Genomic DNA, 16740 nt, shown 5'->3' with positions numbered 1-16740 from the left:
CCGCGGCCGCCTCAGGGACGGTTGCCTTATAAGCCGCTTGCCGCGCGACTTCTTTCGTGGTTTGGTCCAATAGTTTCGCAAGTGGGCCATACAAGATGCCGCATGGCAGGGAAATCTTCCGCGCCGGCAATGCCGATCTCGGCCAGTTGCACCAGAGCCGCTGGCAATGGCTGGAGGAGGTCGCCGGGCCGGCGGTGGCGTTGCCGACTGAATATCCCGACGGCTACCACGTGCCGCAACACCGCCACAGGCGCAGCCAGTTGCTGCACGCGCTGGTCGGCGTCGTCCTGGTGACGACGCGGCATGGGCGCTGGATGGTGCCGCCAGACCACGCGATGTGGATTCCGGCCGGCATCGAGCATTCCGTCGAGATGCTGGGCGATGTCTCGATGCGCTCGGTCTATGTCATGCCGGGCGCGATCCCGGGGCTGCCGGAGGGCTTGCGTGTCGTCGGCGTCACCGCGTTGATGCACAGCCTGATCGTGGAATCGGAGAAGCTGCCGCAAGGCGGCGAGTTGGAAGGACGCGGCGGGTTGATCATGAAGCTATTGCTGCATGAGATTCCGACCTTGCCGGAACGGCCGCTCGGCCTGCCATTCCCGTCCGATGCGAGGCTGGCGGCGCTGTGCCGCCGCTTCGTCGCCGCACCGTCGCCGCATGCGACGATCGACGAATGGGCTGACGCCGCCGGCATGAGCCGGCGCTCCTTCACGCGCGCCTTCCAGCGCCAGACCGGCCTGTCGCTGTCGACATGGCGCCAGCAGGCCTGCCTGTTCGCGGCGCTGCCGCGGCTCGCCGATGGCGAGCCGATCACCCGGGTGGCGCTCGATCTCGGCTATGACAGCGTGCCGGCCTTCATCACCATGTTCAAGCGCATGCTGGGCTCGTCGCCGCGCGGCTATATGCGCGGCGCGCGAGACAACAGCGAAGGCATGCGGCGAGCCCCGCCTCGCCTTGAGGCCCCGGCGCCATAGCAAGCAATGCCGGAGCGCATTAACGCCTAGTCCATCTGAACGCCGCTCGCCTTGACGATCGGCTCCCATTTGGCGAGTTCAGCCTTCACATGCGTTGCCAGCTCTTCCGGAGTGGAGGCCACGATCGAGGCGCTGAATTGGCCCATGCGCGCAATCACATCGGGGTCCTGCAGCGCCTTGGCTGCTGCCTTATGGAGAACCTCGATCACGTCCGCGGGGGTGCCCGCGGGCGCGAACAGGGCGTTCCAGCTGTAGGTTTCATAGCCAGGAATGGTTTCGGCAATCGCCGGGACGTCGGGGAAGGAGGGAACGCGCTCCTTGGTGGTGACGCCCAGGGCTAGCAGCGTCCCGCCCTTGATATGGCCCGATGAAGACGGCAGGTTGTCGAACATCATCGGCACCTGGTTGGCGATGACATCGTTCAGGGCCGGCCCGGCGCCCTTATAGGGTATGTGCTGCATGCTCACGCCGGCCATCGTCTTGAAAAGCTCGCCCGAGAGATGCAGCGGGGTGCCGTTACCCGATGAAGCGTAGGCGTATTTGTCCGGGTCCTTCTTCAACAGGTCGATCAGTTCCTTGACGTTCTGGGCAGGAAATTGAGGGTTCACGACCAGGACGTTCGGCACCAGCACAAGCAGCGATATCGGAGCAAAATCCTTCTCCGCATCGTAGGGCTTGGTCTTGAGGATGAGCGGGTTGAGCGCGTGTGTCGCAACCGTGCCCATCAGAATCGTGTAGCCGTCAGGATCGGCCCGGGCGACCTGGGCCGCGCCGATGCTGCCGCCGGCCCCGCCGACATTCTCGACGACAATCTGCTGCCCGAGGTTTTCGGACATCTTGTTGGCGACGAGGCGGGCAACCAGGTCCGTGGAGCCGCCCGCGGAAAAGGGAACAACCATCGTGATGGTCCGATCCGGAAAATCGGCCGCCCAAGCCATTGGCGCCGAAAAGAGAGCCGCGACAGAAACGGCAAGCCCAAGCAAAGTCCTTCGCCGGATTGGCATATGCTACTCCTCCATTGTCTACGGGGGCAGTATGCCACGGCAGGCGCGTCAGGAGAAATTTCTGCTCGCAGGGCGGCGCAGACAAGGGGCCGACAATAGGAGGCGTCCGCTCTACCTGGCCGACGTTTCGTCGATCGCGGGGGGGTTAGTCGAACAGACTCGACACCGATTCCTCGGTCGCCGTGCGCGAGATCGCCTCGCCCATCAGGTCGGCGATCGAGATGACGCGGATATTGGGGGCGTCGAGCACGCCTTGCGTCGGCTGGATGGAATCGGTGATCACCAGCTCCTGCAGCTTCGAGCCGCTGATGCGGGCGACAGCGCCGCCCGACAGCACGCCATGGGTGATATAGGCCGTGACGCTGGTGGCGCCGTTGGCCAGGAGTGCATCGGCGGCATTGCACAGCGTGCCGCCGGAATCGACGATGTCGTCGATCAGCAGGCAATCCTTGCCGGCGACCGCGCCGATGATGTTCATGACTTCCGATTCGCCCGGGCGCTCACGGCGCTTGTCGACGATGGCGAGCTGCGCGTCGAAGCGCTTGGCCAGCGCACGTGCCCGCACGACGCCGCCAATGTCGGGCGACACCACCACGACATTGCCGAGCTGCTTGTATTTCGCCTTCACGTCGCGGGCCATCACCGGCACGGAAAACAGGTTGTCGGTCGGGATGTCGAAGAAGCCCTGGATCTGGCCGGCATGCAGGTCGAGCGTCAGAACGCGGTCGACACCGGCGCGGGTGATCATGTTGGCGACCAGCTTGGCCGAGATCGGCGTGCGGCCCGACGCCCGGCGGTCCTGCCTGGCATAGCCGAAATAAGGAATCACCGCCGTGATGCGCTTGGCCGAGGAGCGCATGAAGGCGTCGATCATGATGAGCAGCTCCATCAAATGATCGTTGGTCGGGAACGAGGTCGACTGCAGGATGAAGACATCCTCGCCGCGCACGTTTTCCTGAATTTCGACGAAGATTTCCTGGTCGGCGAAGCGCCTGACAGTGGCCTTGCCCAGCGGGATGTTGAGATAGCGGGCGACCGCTTCGGCCAGCACCCTGTTGGAATTGCCCGCGAAGAGTTTCATGCACCGTTCCTGGTGGAGGATGGGAAGGCCTGACAGACTCTCCCGGACCTTTTAATCGGGCTTTTAGCGGCCCGCGCTGGTATTGCAAGCGCCGAGATCGGGAATCCGCCGGCTAAGCTGAAGAAAGGTTCGTGCCATCGCCGAGAGGCAACCCTCAAGCATGCCCTGCTAGCCAGCCTTGCCACCCAGGAATGCCGCGAACTGGTCGATGGTCTGGTCGGCGATCGACTGCATGGTGGCCGGCGAGACGCCCTTCCAGCTGTCGGCGCCCGCGCCGGCGCCGGAAGGCGCCTTCATCTGGCCGTTGATGCGGTGCAGGCGGTTGCCTGAGGGGTCGTAGACGTCCCAGACATAGATGACGGTGGTGTCCTTGCCCTCCGAAATCGCCGAGAAATAACCCTTCAGCACATGGGTCGCGGTCTGGTCGGCGCTGCCGGCGAGCGTAATGCCACGCTGCCTGGCGCGCGTCTGCAGTTCCGCCGTCAGCGGTGTCGCGGCCTCGACCGAAGCGCCGACGATCGGCGCGATCTGCAGCCGGGTCTTCGACAGGATGGCAGCACTTTGCGCCGAGGTGAGCGGCGTGGTGGTGGTTGCAGCAGCGCCCGTGGTGGCGGCAGGCGCGGTGGGTGACGTTGCGGCAACGGTGGCCGTCGTGCCACCCTGGGCTCCCGGCACGGGCTGCGCCGAGGCGGCCGGCGGGGTGATGGCGGATGGTTCGAGAACGTCCTTTGCGTTGGTGCAGGCAGCCAGAGCCAATGCCACAAGCAATGACACGGTCGTCACATGCGATCGTCTCATTTGCCTTCTAACTCCTTGGCGAAGAACGCCTCCCATTATGGATTCACTGTACGATCAAGTCGAGATCATGGCGGGAAAGCGGCTTCGGCTGGGATTCGGTGGTCAGGTAGGTGCGGCCAAGCGTCATTGCCGTCTCGGTCTCGGAATCCATGATGATCATGTGGGCGAACAGCGTCATGTGTGGCGCGATCGGCTCGGGATTGCCCTGGTAGAACATAGGCATGTCCATCCAGGACGGCGTGAAGCGGGCGCCGACGGAATAGCCGCAGGCGTTCAGCCGGTGCTTGGTCAGGCCGTGCGCCTCCATGGTGCGGGCGTGGGCGTCGAAGACGTCGCCGAACGTATTGCCCGGCGTCATCGCCTTTTCCACCGAGAGAAGGGCGGCACGCGCGGCATCGAACAGCTCCTGATGGCGCTTCGACACCTTGCCGGTCAGCACGGTGCGCATCATCGGCGCGTGATAGTGATGGAAGACACCGGCCCATTCGAGCGTCAGCTGGTCGTTCTTGGTGAGCTTGCGGCGGCCGGCCTTGTAGCGGCACAGCAGCGCATCGACGCCCGAACCGATGATGAATTCGTTGGCCGGATAGTCGCCGCCGCCGGCAAAGACCGCGCCCTGCATGGCGGCCAGGATCAGTGCCTCGTCGCCGCCCTGCTTGATCAGCGGCAGTGCCGCGTCCAGCGCGTCGTCGGAGAGGTTGGCGGCCTTCTCGGCCTTGGCGATCTCGGCCGGGCTCTTAAACAGGCGCAGCCGGCCGACAATGCCGGAAGCGTCGGCGATCTGGCCGAAGGTCTGCAACTGCTCGTCCAGCCGGCGGCCATTATAGGCGGTCAGGCCATGGGTGTCGTATTCGACCCCAATGCGGGCGCCAAGCAGGTCGAGGTCGTTGAGCAGATTGCGCAGGTCGACCGCCGGGTTGGCGCCGTTGCGGTCGGTCCACAGCACGATGTTGTCGATGATCGAGGTGTGGCGCGCCTGGCGAAGGTCGGCCGAGCGGGTCAAGAGCACCATCGAGCCGTCGGCCTTCACCACCAGGCATTGGAAGAAGCAGAAGCCGAAGGTGTCGTGGCCGGTCAGCCAGTACATGCTTTCCTGCGCGAACAGCAGGATGGCGTCGAGCTTCTTCTCGGCCATCTCGATCATCAGCCGGTCGCGCCGCGCGTCAAATTCCGATCGTTCAAAATGCAGCGCCATTATTCACTCTCCAAAACGATGGCCGAAACCTGCCGGCCGTAATCGGGTTCCTTGCGGTGCGTGGTGCGCCGGTAGGAGTAGAACAAATCTTCCTCGCCATAGGTGCAGCGCCCGAGGCCCTCGGCGGTCACGCCGGCCCTGATGAGCCGGTCGACCGTGTAGCGGTTGAGGTCGAACATGGCATGGCCTGATGTGGCGGAGGGCGCGAAATAGCCGATGTTCTGCGCGTCGGCCTCGACGAAGCGGGCAACGAATTCCGGCCCGACTTCATAATTGGCGGGGCCGATCGAGGGGCCGAGCACGGCGACGATGTTTTCGCGCCGGGCGCCCAGGCTTTCCATGGCGGCAACGGTGTTCTCCAGCACGCCCGTAAAGGCACCTTTCCAGCCGGCATGCGCCGCGCCGATGATGCGCGCGCCGGAATCGGCAAACAGCACCGGGCCACAGTCGGCGGTCGAGGCGCCGATGGCGATGCCCGGGCGGTCGGTGACGATGGCATCGGCCTTGGGCCGTTCGCCGGCAAAGGGTTCCCTGGCGACGATGACGTTGGGCGAATGGACCTGCCAGGCGGTCAGCAGATGGTTCGCCGGCACGCCCATCCAGGCGGCGACACGGGCGCGATTCTCGGCCACCAGGGCCTTGTCGTCATCCGACCCGGTGCCGATGTTGAGGCCCTGATAGATGCCCGTCGAGACGCCGCCCATCCGGGTGAAATAGCCATGGCGGATGCCTTGTGCCTGCGCCTTGTCCAGCAGCGGCGACCGAACGGGATCCGGTTTGGTCTGATTCAGCATGCGGGCGTTGTTGTCCGTGTGGGCGGTTTCGTCAAGAAAAAGTCCGGAAGCGAGGTGGCCGGCTGTTCTGCCGCTCTTCTACCGGACGGGAGATTGGGAGGGGCAGCGGTGAAAAGTCAATCCGCCGTCGCAAAGGGCCGGATCGGCACACCGCGCGGCAGGACGGCAAGCACCTTGAACAGTTCGCCCATGGCCTGCGGTCCGGCGAGACGCTCGACATCGCCGGTGATCTTGTCGCGGGCCGCCTGGTCGCCGTCGGCGCCAAGCCGGCCGGCGCGCTCGAGAATGCCCATGCCGAGCAGGAAATTGCCTTGCGTCGACAGATGCGCGTCGAGACCATGCGCGCGTACGGTGGCGGCAAGGGCGGCGAAATCGACATGCGAGGTGAGATCGGCCTCGCCGGGATTGGCCAGCACATCTTCGTGATCGTGTCGGCGCAAGGCCTGCAGCGTGTCGCCGACACCCGGCTGGAGATGGCCATAGTCTAGAAACAGCCCAGCGCCGCCGTTTCGGGCGATGCGCCCGGCAATGGCGGCCATCAGGGCGGTGCGAGCCGGTGCCACTTCGACGATCGCGCCTTGCGGCGCTTCAGCGGCGTCGAGGGGCAATAGGGCCGAGTCAATCGAGCCGGCGCCGGCGAAGAAGCGCAGCTCGTCCTCATCGTCGAGGCCGACCATGCGCTCGCGCCAGCCCGTGCCGGCGCGGACGAACTGGCGGACCGGCACGGCGTCGAACAATTCATTGCCGACGATGAGCAGCGGCTGATCGGGCAGGGTGTCGATGGTCTCGTGCCACCGAACCGCGAAAGGCGTCGCGCCCAGCGTCTGCTTCTGGATTTCAGTCAGGCGCGGGCTGGTCTCGATCATGGCGAAGGCGGCGCCATTGGCCAGGACCGGGTCGAGCCGCGACAGGGTGCGCAGCATGTCCTTCATCAGCGTGCCGCGACCCGGGCCGATCTCGGCGGTGGTGACCGGCATCGGCCGGCCAATCGCTGCCCAAACCTGATAAAGCCAGACGGCGACGAGTTCGCCGAACATCTGGCTGATCTCGGGCGCGGTGACGAAGTCGCCGGCGGCGCCGAAGGGCTCGCGTGTCGTGTAGTAGCCGTCCGCGGGGTCGAACAGGCACATCGCCATGTACTCGTTGACCGGAAGGGGGCCGAGTGCCTCGATCAGGTCGACGATGCGGGTCTTCAGCCGCGTCATGTCGCCTGCGGCTGCGCTTGCTTCACCGGCTTGGCTGTCGCCATCGCCCAGATGCCGGCCAGCACCATCGGCGTCGACAGGATCATGCCCATGGTCAGCCAGTTGGTGCCGAGGAGGTAGCCGAGCTGCTGGTCTGGCTGGCGGAAGAATTCGACGAAGATGCGCGACAAGCCATAGCCGCAGATGAAGGCGCCCGCGACGAAGCGGGGCGTCTTCAGCTTGAGGCGCGAATGGGTGAGGACGCGTAGCACGACAAACAGCACCAGGCCTTCGAGCAGGGCCTCGTAGAGCTGGCTAGGATGGCGAGGATCCAGGCCGGCTGGGCAAAGTGCTTGAGCTTGTTGAAGCCGTTCGTTGCAGAAGATGACGCCCCACGGCACGTCTGTTACCCGCCCCCAGAGTTCAGCATTGATGAAGTTGGCGACGCGCACCAGGCCGAGCCCAACCGGCACGCCGGCGGCCACGACATCGAACAGCGACCAGGTGCGGATGCCGCGCTTGATGGAAAACAGCGTCATGGCGAGGATGACGCCGAGCAGGCCGCCATGGAACGACATGCCGCCTTGCCAGACGGCGAAGATGTCGAGCGGATGCGCGATGTAGCGCGCCAGGTCATAGAACAGCACATAGCCGGTGCGGCCGCCGAGCACGACGCCGATGGCCGCCCAGACGATGAAATCGTCGAGGTCCTCCGGCTTCATCGGCAGGATGCCGTCGGGCCAAAGCTTCGGATTGGCGGCGAGCCGCTTGGCATACCACCAGGCAAACAGGATGCCGACGATGTAGCCGACGCCGTACCAGTGCACCGCCAGCGGCCCGATCTGGATGAGGATCGGGTTGATGTTGGGGAAGGGCAACGAGGCCAGCGGCAGCAGGAAATATTCGTTCAACGGGGAGCTCTCGGTTGCGGTCGCATTCGGGCGCGGACCATGCGGCAGGGTTTTGGCAGGGTCAAGGCAAGCCGGCCGCCGTCAGGGGTCGCGACGGATCGCCATTGCGAGCCATCGCGCCATGAGTGGTGAGTTCAACCCTTGGCGGCCACCCACTGCCGCAATGCGTCGTTGATCCTGTCCTGCCAGCCGGGGCCGTCTTCCTGGAAATGGTCGAGCACGGCCCGGTCGATCCGGATCGAGACAAGCTCGCGGACATTCGGGGCGGTCGAGGGTTCGCGAATGGGCGCTGCCGGCTTCTTGACCGGCTTGAATGCCGCTTCGGCGGCTGCGAACGGATTTGTCGGTCGGCGCGGGGGCGTTGCCATTGGGTGACCCTGATTGGAGCATGCTGAGGCACGGCGTGATGACCACACAGTAGGCGATTTGGCGTCCTCAAGTACAGCTTGGGGCCATTTGAAAGCTTGGCGCAGGCAAGGCATCGCCATGCGCCATAGCAACGCAGAGGCCGCACCAGCCCTCAACGTTCTTGCATTCGGCGCTCCGCGCCACTACGTCATTTCGAGCAAAGCGAGGATTTGCCATGTCGACCGGACCGAACCGCATTCTCGATGAATTCGCCAAGCTGATGACCGACGCCGCGGGTGCCGCGCAGGGCGTGCGCCGCGAGGTCGAGACCGCCTTCAAGGGCCAGGCGGAGCGCATCCTCAATTCGATGGACGTGGTGCAGCGCGAGGAATTCGAGGCCGCGCGCGAGATGGCCGCCAAGGCCCGGGACGAGAATGCCAGGCTTGCCGCCCGCATCGAAGCGCTCGAGGCGAAGCTCGCCGAACTCGCCGGCGATGCCGCACCAGCGGCGACGGCGAAGCCTCGCGCAAAAAAATAATCGTTAAACTTTTCCACATAGTCCGATCCTGAAAATCGCTTTGCCGTGAATCGCTTAACGGCATTGCATGAATCTTTGTGACAGCGCCTTTCCACATGCGAATGACGCAGTGCGAAAAATTGGGCTGTTCACGCGACTCCCGATCAATAGACTGAATTTGTTGCATGATTCGGAGCAGGGTCATGCGGCCGGGCGGTGGGGTCCGGTCTGGGGTCTTTGCGTCGAGAAGTCCTGGCCGTCCGAGTTCTAGATCAGATTGTTCGTTGTGTGTGCCCTCCCGCGGAGCGTGTGGCGGCGCTCCTCAGAACGACAGGAAGCATTCCATGGAACTTCTCGAACTCGAATTCTCCCGCGAAATCCATCCGGTGGATGTTATCGAGCAGGTGGCCCACAACAATGACTGGTCCTTCGAACGGGCCGGCGACGATGAAATTTCGATCTCGGTCGCAGGCAGCTGGACCGACTATCACGTCTCCTTCTCCTGGATGGAGGATTTCGAGGCGCTGCACCTGGCCTGCGCCTTCGACATCAAGGTGCCGGAGACCCGCGCGCTGGAAGTGATGCGGCTGTTGTCGCTGATCAACGAACAGATGCTGTTCGGCCATTTCGACCTCTGGGAGCAGGAAGGCGCGATCATGTTCCGCCAGTCGCTGCTTTTGGCCGGTGGGGTCGAGCCGTCGAGCCAGCAGGTCGAGGTGCTTTTGTCCTCTGCGCTGGAAGCCTGCGAATGCTATTTCCAGGCGTTCCAGTTCGTCGTCTGGTCGGGAACCTCGGCCAAGGACGCGCTGGCCGGCGTGCTGTTCGAGACCTACGGCAACGCCTGAGTCGCACTGGATGAGTTCAAGCACCACGCGAAAGCCCGAAATCAGCTTCGCTGATTTCGATCGTGTCGACATCCGTGCCGGCACGATCATCGAAGCAGAGCCGTTCCCCGAGGCGCGCAAGCCGGCATTCAAGCTGAAGATCGATTTCGGGCCTGAGATCGGTATCAAGAAATCATCGGCGCAGATCACCAAATACTATACGCCCGAGACGCTGGTCGGCCGGCAGGTCTTCGCCGTGGTCAATTTTCCGCCGCGTCAGATCGGCCCGTTCATGTCGGAAGTGCTGACGCTGGGCTTTCCCGACGAGGAGGGCGCCGTGGTGCTCGGCGCCATCGAGCGCAAGGTGCCGGACGGCGGGCGGTTGTTCTAGAATTTTACCCCGGCCTGCTCAAAAGAACCTCGCCCGGCGCAGCGCTGTCAGGACGCCCGGCGGGCGCCGTCATAGCGGCACAGCCGACCGGATTGAAGCGCTAGCTGGTGGCCGAAACGCGCCGAGAATGGTTCCGACCGTTGCGGCCGAGAGTACGAGATGGAGGATGTCGAACGGCCAGGCGAGTCCGAAATGCACCAGCATAAGGGTCAGGAAGGAAGGCGACGCGGCATCCGTTGGAATGAGGATCAGGGCTCCGGCCAGGACCAGCCCATATTTGAGTATGGCAACTATTGCGAAAACGATGAACATTATGGCGAGGAAACGCAGACGATTGCCATCCAGCGCGCGCCAGCACCCGATTGGATCAAACGATCCTGTCCAGAGAAAATCACCGACAAAAAGATATGTCCAGACAAGTACGAAAGCACCTGCCAACAGGTTGAAGACTCCCATCGCCGACACCCAATGCGCGACGTCCTGAGGGTTGAGCGGTAGGTCACGTGTGGCCAGCAGGGCCGCAAGCAGTCTGTGCTCGCCGGCGACGGCAAAGCCGCAAACAAGCTGGATCACTGCGAGAAGCAACGCAGCCAAGAGAATCCGCTGGCCAAGCTCAAAGCGCATGCCCGGGATAGCGTAGCGTTTGACACGTTCAACGCCGCGCCGAACAACGACACGGCCGCGCTCGGGCGCGTTTGCCATGCGGTCCAGAACGAACGCAATGACCATCGCCGAGAACGGCGCCGCAACAATCGCGGAAAGCCAGGTCCTGGAGTCAAAGCCTCGCGATAGAAGCCAGCCGGGCACCTGCCCCGGATTGGCAAAGAGAATAAGAGCAAGCGCCGCCAGACAGAGCGTCGTCAGAAAGCAGGGAAACCAGGCGGCCACGAAGAGTGGCCAGGCATTCGCACGGCAATAGCCGAACACCTTCGCAACGGTCCTGCTGATGCGCAAGACGCGACGCTTCGGCGATACGGCAGGCGACTGGTCCAGCGTTGAAATCAGTGTCAATCCCGCAGCGAACTACAGATGCAGAATAATGCACCGCAAGGAACTGTCGCGCAAGCTCTCGCAAGGAGCGCGCTCACCGGGACTAAAGCTTGCCGGTGCACGATCTTCCAATGCATTCCATCAACTTCACGCGGAAGACTTGTCTAAAAGTATCGGCAAGTTGTCGAAGGTCTGGATTTCCTGAAGGAAACGCATGAGTGGGCGCCATCGAAGAGGTCACACAACTGCCGCCGTCAGGCCGCCAGCTTGCGCGTCCTGCCGAGCGCTTCCTCGACCGTGTCGAGGAACATCTCGGCGCAAGCCTTCCAGCTGTAGCGCAGGGCGCGTTCCCGCGCCTGGCCGCGGTCGACCTCAAGGGCGGCGAGCGCGGCTTCGCGCAAATCGTTGGAGACCGCGCCGCCAAAGCCGTCGCCGACAATGTCGATCGGTCCGGTCACCGGATAGGCGGCGACTGGTGTGCCGCTGGCCAGCGCTTCGATGATGACGTTGCCGAAGGTATCGGTGCGGCTGGGGAAGACGAAGACATCGGCCGAGGCATAGATCTCCGCCAGTTCGTCATTGGGACGATGGCCGAGGAAATGCGCGTTGGAGTAGCGGGCCTTCAGCTTGGCGAGCTCCGGTCCCTCGCCGACGATCACCTTGCTGCCGGGCAGGTCAAGGTCGAGGAACGCGGAGAGGTTCTTCTCGATGGCGACGCGGCCGACGCAGAGGAAGACCGGGCCGGGGAGGCCGAGGTCCTTGCGCTTGTCCGGGCGGAAATGGTCGGTGTCGACGCCGCGCGTCCATGGCCTCAGCTTGTTGAAGCCGCGCGCCGAAAGGTCATCGGCGAGCGACTGGGTGGCGACCAGCGTGCCCTGGCCGGAATTGTGGAAGTCGCGCAGCCAGCGATAGGCCCAGCTTTCCGGCACTGGCAGGCGGGCGCTGAGATATTCGGGAAAGCGCGTATGATAGCTGGTGGTGAACGGCCGGCCGGCATTGCGGCAATAGCGCCGCGCCATGATGCCCAGCGGTCCTTCGGTGACGATGTGGATATGGTCGGCCTTGTAGGCGTCGATCAGGCGCGCGACATGGCCTGGCGTGGTCAGCGCCAGCCTGATGTCGGGGTAGGTCGGCAGGGGCAGCGTGCGAAAGATGTTGGGTGTCAGAAAATCCACCGCGACGTCGAAGGATTTCAGCGTTTCGGTGAGCCGCTCCAGCGTGTGGACGACGCCGTTGACTTGCGGGCGCCAGGCGTCGGTGACCATCAATATGCGCATGGCGGCCCTTTGCTGGAAAGGTCGACGGTAGCCTTGAGACGATGCCGGAACGGCGACCAGCCGGCGGCCCTCGCTTCGCTCCAGCGCACCCGGGCGGGCACGGGATCGAAATGGGGCGGCAAGGCCGAATCAAGTGATGTCGCGCGTTTCATGCGCGCTCTTCACCATGATTTCATGACGGGCGGATGAAGCCCGATGTTTGGCCAGCCTAGGCTGGAACCTTGATCACCGCGCGCAGGCCGCCGAGCGGACTGTCGTCGAGGGTGATGTCGCCGCCATGGCTGCGGGCGATGTCGCGGGCGATCGACAGGCCGAGCCCGGTGCCGCTGGAATCGAGGTTGCGGGCTTCGTCGAGCCGCACGAAGGGTTTGAACACGTCCTCGCGCCTGTCGGCCGGAATGCCGGGACCGTTGTCGTCGACGGTGACCACGAGCGAGCCACGGCCGTGATCGGCGCTGACCTCCACCGTCTTGGCATAGCGGAAGGCATTGCCGATGACGTTGGACAACAGCCGCGCGAAGGCGTTCGGCCGCACATGCACGGTCGGATCACCGGAAAGCGTCGTCGACAGCTTGCATTTGCGCAAGGCGGCCTCGTCGCTGAGCTTCTGGAAATAGGCTTCGAGATCGAAACGTCCCGGATCCTCCGAGGCTTCGCCGCGGGCAAAGGCGAGATAGCCTTCCAGCATCGACTGCATGTCGTCGATGTCCTGGTTGAGCGCCGCCTTGGTCTCGGCCTTGCCGCCGGCCAGCGCCAGCTGCAGCTTGAAGCGGGTGAGGATGGTCCTGAGATCATGGCTGACGCCGGTAAGCATGGCGGTGCGCTGGTCGATCTGGCGCTCGATGCGCTCGCGCATCTGGATGAAGGCAAAGCCGGCGCGGCGCACCTCCTCGGCGCCGCGCGGGCGAAAATCGCGCGGCATCGGCCGGCCCTTGCCGAAGCTTTCGGCGGCCTCGGCAAGCGTCAGGATCGGCCGGATCTGATTGCGCAGGAAGGGGATGGCGATCATCAGCAGCACCAGCGAGGTGCCGACCATCCAGATCAGGAAGATGTGGGTGTTGGAGGCATAGGCCTGGCTGCGGCGCACGAAGACGCGCAGCACCTTGTTCTCGAGCTGGACGCGCACCTCGACGATGTTGGAATTGCCGACCGTGTCGATCCAGAACGGCCGGTTTATCTGGCGGGTGATCTCGGCCGAGAGAACGTCGTCGAGGATCGAGAAGAACGGTTTCGGACCGGGCGGCGGCAAGGGATCCGGCGGCAGCAGGTCGACCTTCAGCTGCATGCGGTCCTGGGCGATGCGGATGACGTTGGCGTAGTCGGCGTCGTGCGGGTAGGTCTCGATCAGGTCGATGATGGCGGCGATGTCGCGCACGGTCGCCTGCGACAGGCGCTGGGTCACCGTTGCCCAATGGCGCTCCATGAAGACGAAGGCGACCACCGATTGCAGAAGGATCATCGGCGCGATGACGATGATCAGCGAGCGCGCGTAAAGGCGCTTGGGCATGTAAAGCGAAATCAGGCGCCAGAACCGGTTCCAGATGCGCGGCACCGCCTTGAGCGTTCGCGTGGCGCGTGCGCTCAAGCCGTCAGGTCCCGGCCCTTCCAGTTGCGTCGTTGCCATTGGCTCTTTTCATTTCGTCCGCGGCACTAGATCAGAACGACGTTTGGCTCCAGAGCCGCGTCCGGCATTCTATTCCACGCTGAGCCGATACCCAATACCGCGCACGGTCTGCAACCAGACAGGATTGGACGGATCGCGCTCGATCTTGCGGCGCAGCCGGTTGATCTGCACGTCGATGGTGCGCTCGCCGACCTCCGAATCGTCGCCGACCAGTTCGTGGCGCGGGATGGTCTCGCCGGCCCGCGCGGCAAAGATCGCCAGGATCTCCTGCTCGCGATCGGTCAGCTTCAGCGCCTCGCCGCCGCGCTTCAGTTCGCGCCTGGCGATCTGGAACGTGTAGGGACCGAAGACCAGCTGTTCGACCTTGGGCGTGGTCGCGGGGCCGCCGCGGCGCAGGATGTTGTTGATGCGCAGGATCAGCTCGCGCGGATCGAAGGGTTTTGGCAGATAGTCGTCGGCGCCGGCCTCGAGCCCTAGGATGCGGCTGTCGGTTTCCGAAAGCGCGGTCAGCATCAGGATCGGCACGTTCTTTTCGGCGCGCAGCGATTTGGTGAGATCGACGCCGCTTTCGCCGGGCATCATGACATCGAGCACAAGCAGGTCGAAGTCGAGTCCGGCGAGCTTGCGCCTGGCCTCGCCGGCATTGCCGGCGACGGTGACGCGAAAGCCGTTTTCGGTCAGATACTGTTTGAGAAGATTGCGGATGCGGGTGTCGTCGTCGACCACAAGCAGATGCGGCGCGTCGTCGTCCGGTGCGGCCGCCTGATCGACCCTCTCAGTGCTCTCCATGGCTTTTTCCTGACATTTTTGCGGACCCAACGTCGATCTGAGCTCTCAGTTCCGGATTGACCATCGCTTCGAGGAAGCGTTCCACCAAGGCCCGTTCGGTGGCGCCGGAATCTTCCAATGCAGCACGGATGCGGCGTGACTGTGGCCGCGCCAGGGCGAGCGCCAGCGCGCGGCCCTTGGCGGTGGGATAGAGTTCGCGCTGGCGGCGGTCGCGCGGACCCTGCAATTGCACGACATGGTCGGTGTCGATCAGCTGCTTCAGCACGCGCGCCAGGCTCTGTTTGGTGATCTTCAACACGTCGAGCAGTTCGGCGACCGTCAGCCCCGGCCGGCGGTTGACGAAATGCAGCACCCTATGGTGGGCGCGGCCGAAGCCATAGTCGGCCAGGATCTGGTCGGGATCGGAGGTGAAGTCGCGATAGGCAAAGAAGAACAGTTCGATGATGGCGAAGTCTATGCCGTCCTCGACTGACATCGCGGTCCTGATCGGCTTTCCGGCGGCTGGGCTTCGATCCGTCATCATTTCTCCATGGGAACGGGAGATTATGTCAGTACTATTGACGTAATTTCCCCGCAATGGTAATTTTTGACAAGCTTTTGGGCGGATTGCGAACGAAAAGGCAAGGCAGGCCGGTTTTTCCGGAACTTCCTGAGTTTGCCAGAGCGCGATTATCCGCCTACGCTTCGCAACACCGGCCGGCGTCTCCAATCACACGGCGCGGCCAAAAAGAACACGCTACGACACCAAGGATATGCGGGCCGCGACCCGCGGGAGGTTACCATGGCATCCGTTCCCTTCGATCAACTGGACGGCTTCATCTGGATGAATGGCGAATTCGTTGCGTGGGGCGACGCCAAGATCCATGTTCTGACGCACGGTCTGCACTATGCCAGCGCGGTCTTCGAGGGCGAGCGCGCCTATGGCGGCGAGATCTTCAAGCTCAACGAGCACACCGAGCGCCTGCATGAATCGGCCCGCCTGCTCGGCTTCAAGATTCCCTATTCGGTCACCGAGCTCAACGACGCCTCGACCACGCTGTTGAAGAAGCAAGGGTTCCAGGACGCCTACGTCCGGCCGATCGCATGGCGCGGCAGCGAGCAGATGGGCGTTTCGGCGCAGAACAACCGCATCAACGTCGCCATCGCCATCTGGCAGTGGCCGAGCTATTTCGATCCGGCGCAGAAGCTGAAAGGCATCCGCCTCGATGTCGCGGAATGGCGCCGACCCGACCCGCGCACGGCGCCGTCGAAGTCGAAGGCCGCCGGCCTCTACATGATCTGCACCATGTCCAAGCACGCCGCCGAAGCAAAAGGCTATGCCGACGCCATGATGCTCGACTGGCGCGGCCAGGTCGCCGAGGCAACCGGTGCCAACATCTTCTTCGTCAAGGACGGCAAGATCCATACGCCCAAGCCCGACTGCTTCCTCGACGGCATCACCCGCCGCACGGTCATTGGGCTCGCCAGGGACCGTGGCCTGGACGTAATCGAACGCGCCATCCTGCCGGAAGAACTCGAAAGCTTCGAACAATGCTTCCTGACCGGAACGGCGGCGGAAGTAACGCCGGTTTCGGAGATCGGCCCTTACCGATTCGAGGTTGGCGAAATCGCCAAGAACCTTATGAATGACTATTCTGCGGCCGTTCAGCCGAAGCACGCAATCGCCGCAGAATAACAATAGTCACAGCTTTTCGCGCAAGCAGGGGCGGTTTTCGGGCCGCCCCTTTTATTTCAGCGTTTCTGCATTTGACTTTCAGTCAATTCGGCGTCTCATGATGGTGTCGGCCCGGGAGGCTGGCAGCTATGGAGGGACTAATCATATGGAAACGCTTCTTCCGATCATTGTACAGGTGATTACGGGTATCATCGGTGGTCAGGCGGTCGGTGTTGCACTCAAGAACGCGGCGATGGGCCAGCTTCCCAAAATCCTGGGTGGCGCCATTGGCGGCGTCGGCGGCGCGGCAATCCTCGGCAGCCTGCTTGGCGGCGGCGCGGTTGATCCGGCAGCGGCCGCGGCGGGCGCCCCCGGGGTAGGGAGG

General features: G+C 63.7%; 20 protein-coding genes. 7 read left to right on the top strand and 13 right to left on the bottom strand.

The features are described 5' to 3' along the window. Positions 1-95: 95 nt before the first annotated feature. Entirely contained in the window at positions 96-974 is an 879-nt protein-coding gene (locus tag FJV80_RS21500) for a helix-turn-helix transcriptional regulator (RefSeq protein WP_095773536.1), read from the top strand. A 26-nt stretch (positions 975-1000) separates the two neighbouring features. Here the strand turns inward: FJV80_RS21500 and FJV80_RS21495 are convergent, their stop codons facing one another. The 8 genes from FJV80_RS21495 to FJV80_RS21460 all read right to left on the bottom strand — a co-directional run bounded on the left by FJV80_RS21495 (position 1001) and on the right by FJV80_RS21460 (position 8309). Further along, a complete protein-coding gene (locus FJV80_RS21495; RefSeq protein WP_142877359.1) occupies positions 1001-1978 on the bottom strand; it encodes a tripartite tricarboxylate transporter substrate binding protein in 978 nt (325 codons plus the stop codon). Between the two features lie 145 nt (positions 1979-2123). Next, the gene (locus FJV80_RS21490) at positions 2124-3059 is read right to left on the bottom strand and encodes a ribose-phosphate pyrophosphokinase (RefSeq protein ID WP_010911102.1); all 936 of its coding nucleotides are present in this window, start codon (positions 3057-3059) and stop codon (positions 2124-2126) included. 168 nt (positions 3060-3227) lie between these two features. Continuing rightward, entirely contained in the window at positions 3228-3857 is a 630-nt protein-coding gene (locus FJV80_RS21485) for a hypothetical protein (protein WP_095773538.1), read from the bottom strand. A 43-nt stretch (positions 3858-3900) separates the two neighbouring features. Then, positions 3901-5052, bottom strand: coding sequence for a Xaa-Pro peptidase family protein (locus FJV80_RS21480; protein WP_142877358.1), 1152 nt, complete (start codon positions 5050-5052; stop codon positions 3901-3903). After that, positions 5052-5846 (bottom strand): peptidoglycan editing factor PgeF, encoded by a 795-nt coding sequence (gene pgeF / locus FJV80_RS21475; RefSeq protein WP_142877357.1) that lies wholly within the window; start codon positions 5844-5846, stop codon positions 5052-5054. Before pgeF ends, FJV80_RS21480 begins: the two co-directional genes overlap by 1 nt. A gap of 116 nt (positions 5847-5962) precedes the next feature. Continuing rightward, positions 5963-7051 carry a class I SAM-dependent methyltransferase gene (locus FJV80_RS21470; protein ID WP_095773541.1) on the bottom strand — a complete coding sequence of 363 codons (1089 nt, stop codon included), beginning with the start codon at positions 7049-7051 and terminating at the stop codon, positions 5963-5965. Then, the gene (lgt, locus tag FJV80_RS21465; RefSeq protein ID WP_095789066.1) at positions 7048-7941 is read right to left on the bottom strand and encodes a prolipoprotein diacylglyceryl transferase; all 894 of its coding nucleotides are present in this window, start codon (positions 7939-7941) and stop codon (positions 7048-7050) included. Before lgt ends, FJV80_RS21470 begins: the two co-directional genes overlap by 4 nt. Before the next feature lie 134 nt (positions 7942-8075). Continuing rightward, positions 8076-8309 (bottom strand): BrnA antitoxin family protein, encoded by a 234-nt coding sequence (locus tag FJV80_RS21460; RefSeq protein ID WP_095773542.1) that lies wholly within the window; start codon positions 8307-8309, stop codon positions 8076-8078. A gap of 215 nt (positions 8310-8524) precedes the next feature. On the opposite strand from FJV80_RS21460, the gene FJV80_RS21455 reads away from it, so the two are divergent. The 3 genes from FJV80_RS21455 (at position 8525) to FJV80_RS21445 (ending at position 10021) form a co-directional block, all read left to right on the top strand. Then, positions 8525-8827, top strand: coding sequence for an accessory factor UbiK family protein (locus tag FJV80_RS21455; RefSeq protein ID WP_142877356.1), 303 nt, complete (start codon positions 8525-8527; stop codon positions 8825-8827). A gap of 323 nt (positions 8828-9150) precedes the next feature. Then, complete coding sequence (locus tag FJV80_RS21450) at positions 9151-9651, top strand: YbjN domain-containing protein (RefSeq protein ID WP_013893499.1); 501 nt, start codon at positions 9151-9153, stop codon at positions 9649-9651. A gap of 10 nt (positions 9652-9661) precedes the next feature. Next, a complete protein-coding gene (locus FJV80_RS21445; RefSeq protein ID WP_095773543.1) occupies positions 9662-10021 on the top strand; it encodes a tRNA-binding protein in 360 nt (119 codons plus the stop codon). Between the two features lie 69 nt (positions 10022-10090). Here FJV80_RS21445 and FJV80_RS21440 read toward each other — a convergent pair whose 3' ends face one another. Then, on the bottom strand, positions 10091-10975 hold the full coding sequence (locus tag FJV80_RS21440) for a hypothetical protein (protein ID WP_245318149.1): 885 nt from the start codon (positions 10973-10975) through the stop codon (positions 10091-10093). Here FJV80_RS21440 and FJV80_RS34610 point away from each other — a divergent pair. Further along, positions 10968-11216 carry a hypothetical protein gene (locus FJV80_RS34610; RefSeq protein ID WP_185975248.1) on the top strand — a complete coding sequence of 83 codons (249 nt, stop codon included), beginning with the start codon at positions 10968-10970 and terminating at the stop codon, positions 11214-11216. The genes FJV80_RS21440 and FJV80_RS34610 overlap by 8 nt on opposite strands. A 49-nt stretch (positions 11217-11265) precedes the next feature. On the opposite strand, the gene FJV80_RS21435 is transcribed toward FJV80_RS34610, so the two are convergent. The 4 genes from FJV80_RS21435 to FJV80_RS21420 all read right to left on the bottom strand — a co-directional run bounded on the left by FJV80_RS21435 (position 11266) and on the right by FJV80_RS21420 (position 15221). Further along, entirely contained in the window at positions 11266-12288 is a 1023-nt protein-coding gene (locus tag FJV80_RS21435) for a glycosyltransferase family 1 protein (RefSeq protein WP_095773545.1), read from the bottom strand. Between the two features lie 208 nt (positions 12289-12496). Beyond that, positions 12497-13912, bottom strand: coding sequence for an ATP-binding protein (locus tag FJV80_RS21430; protein ID WP_095773546.1), 1416 nt, complete (start codon positions 13910-13912; stop codon positions 12497-12499). 69 nt (positions 13913-13981) lie between these two features. Then, on the bottom strand, positions 13982-14701 hold the full coding sequence (locus tag FJV80_RS21425; protein WP_019860633.1) for a response regulator transcription factor: 720 nt from the start codon (positions 14699-14701) through the stop codon (positions 13982-13984). After that, positions 14688-15221, bottom strand: coding sequence for a MarR family transcriptional regulator (locus tag FJV80_RS21420; protein WP_032933687.1), 534 nt, complete (start codon positions 15219-15221; stop codon positions 14688-14690). Before FJV80_RS21420 ends, FJV80_RS21425 begins: the two co-directional genes overlap by 14 nt. Before the next feature lie 261 nt (positions 15222-15482). Here FJV80_RS21420 and FJV80_RS21415 point away from each other — a divergent pair, with 261 nt between their 5' ends. Further along, positions 15483-16376, top strand: coding sequence for a branched-chain amino acid aminotransferase (locus FJV80_RS21415; RefSeq protein WP_142877355.1), 894 nt, complete (start codon positions 15483-15485; stop codon positions 16374-16376). Positions 16377-16521: 145 nt separating this feature from the next. Then, a partial coding sequence (locus tag FJV80_RS21410) for a hypothetical protein (RefSeq protein ID WP_142877410.1) occupies positions 16522-16740 on the top strand: 219 nt, incomplete at its 3' end.

This window comes from Mesorhizobium sp. WSM4310 (assembly GCF_007003935.1).
In the GTDB taxonomy this organism is placed as follows: domain Bacteria; phylum Pseudomonadota; class Alphaproteobacteria; order Rhizobiales; family Rhizobiaceae; genus Mesorhizobium.
Note: the sequence above shows the minus strand (reverse complement) of the source record. Positions and strands in the feature narration are given on the sequence as shown.

Bases quoted from the DNA above. Each gene is read 5' to 3' on its own strand.
- FJV80_RS21500 (WP_095773536.1), top strand. From the start codon at position 96: ATGCCGCATGGCAGGGAAATCTTCCGCGCCGGCAATGCCGATCTCGGC.
- FJV80_RS21495 (WP_142877359.1), bottom strand. From the start codon at position 1,978: ATGCCAATCCGGCGAAGGACTTTGCTTGGGCTTGCCGTTTCTGTCGCG.
- FJV80_RS21490 (WP_010911102.1), bottom strand. From the start codon at position 3,059: ATGAAACTCTTCGCGGGCAATTCCAACAGGGTGCTGGCCGAAGCGGTC.
- FJV80_RS21485 (WP_095773538.1), bottom strand. From the start codon at position 3,857: ATGAGACGATCGCATGTGACGACCGTGTCATTGCTTGTGGCATTGGCT.
- FJV80_RS21480 (WP_142877358.1), bottom strand. From the start codon at position 5,052: ATGGCGCTGCATTTTGAACGATCGGAATTTGACGCGCGGCGCGACCGG.
- pgeF (WP_142877357.1), bottom strand. From the start codon at position 5,846: ATGCTGAATCAGACCAAACCGGATCCCGTTCGGTCGCCGCTGCTGGAC.
- FJV80_RS21470 (WP_095773541.1), bottom strand. From the start codon at position 7,051: ATGACGCGGCTGAAGACCCGCATCGTCGACCTGATCGAGGCACTCGGC.
- FJV80_RS21460 (WP_095773542.1), bottom strand. From the start codon at position 8,309: ATGGCAACGCCCCCGCGCCGACCGACAAATCCGTTCGCAGCCGCCGAA.
- FJV80_RS21455 (WP_142877356.1), top strand. From the start codon at position 8,525: ATGTCGACCGGACCGAACCGCATTCTCGATGAATTCGCCAAGCTGATG.
- FJV80_RS21450 (WP_013893499.1), top strand. From the start codon at position 9,151: ATGGAACTTCTCGAACTCGAATTCTCCCGCGAAATCCATCCGGTGGAT.
- FJV80_RS21445 (WP_095773543.1), top strand. From the start codon at position 9,662: ATGAGTTCAAGCACCACGCGAAAGCCCGAAATCAGCTTCGCTGATTTC.
- FJV80_RS34610 (WP_185975248.1), top strand. From the start codon at position 10,968: ATGCGCAAGACGCGACGCTTCGGCGATACGGCAGGCGACTGGTCCAGC.
- FJV80_RS21435 (WP_095773545.1), bottom strand. From the start codon at position 12,288: ATGCGCATATTGATGGTCACCGACGCCTGGCGCCCGCAAGTCAACGGC.
- FJV80_RS21430 (WP_095773546.1), bottom strand. From the start codon at position 13,912: ATGGCAACGACGCAACTGGAAGGGCCGGGACCTGACGGCTTGAGCGCA.
- FJV80_RS21425 (WP_019860633.1), bottom strand. From the start codon at position 14,701: ATGGAGAGCACTGAGAGGGTCGATCAGGCGGCCGCACCGGACGACGAC.
- FJV80_RS21420 (WP_032933687.1), bottom strand. From the start codon at position 15,221: ATGACGGATCGAAGCCCAGCCGCCGGAAAGCCGATCAGGACCGCGATG.
- FJV80_RS21415 (WP_142877355.1), top strand. From the start codon at position 15,483: ATGGCATCCGTTCCCTTCGATCAACTGGACGGCTTCATCTGGATGAAT.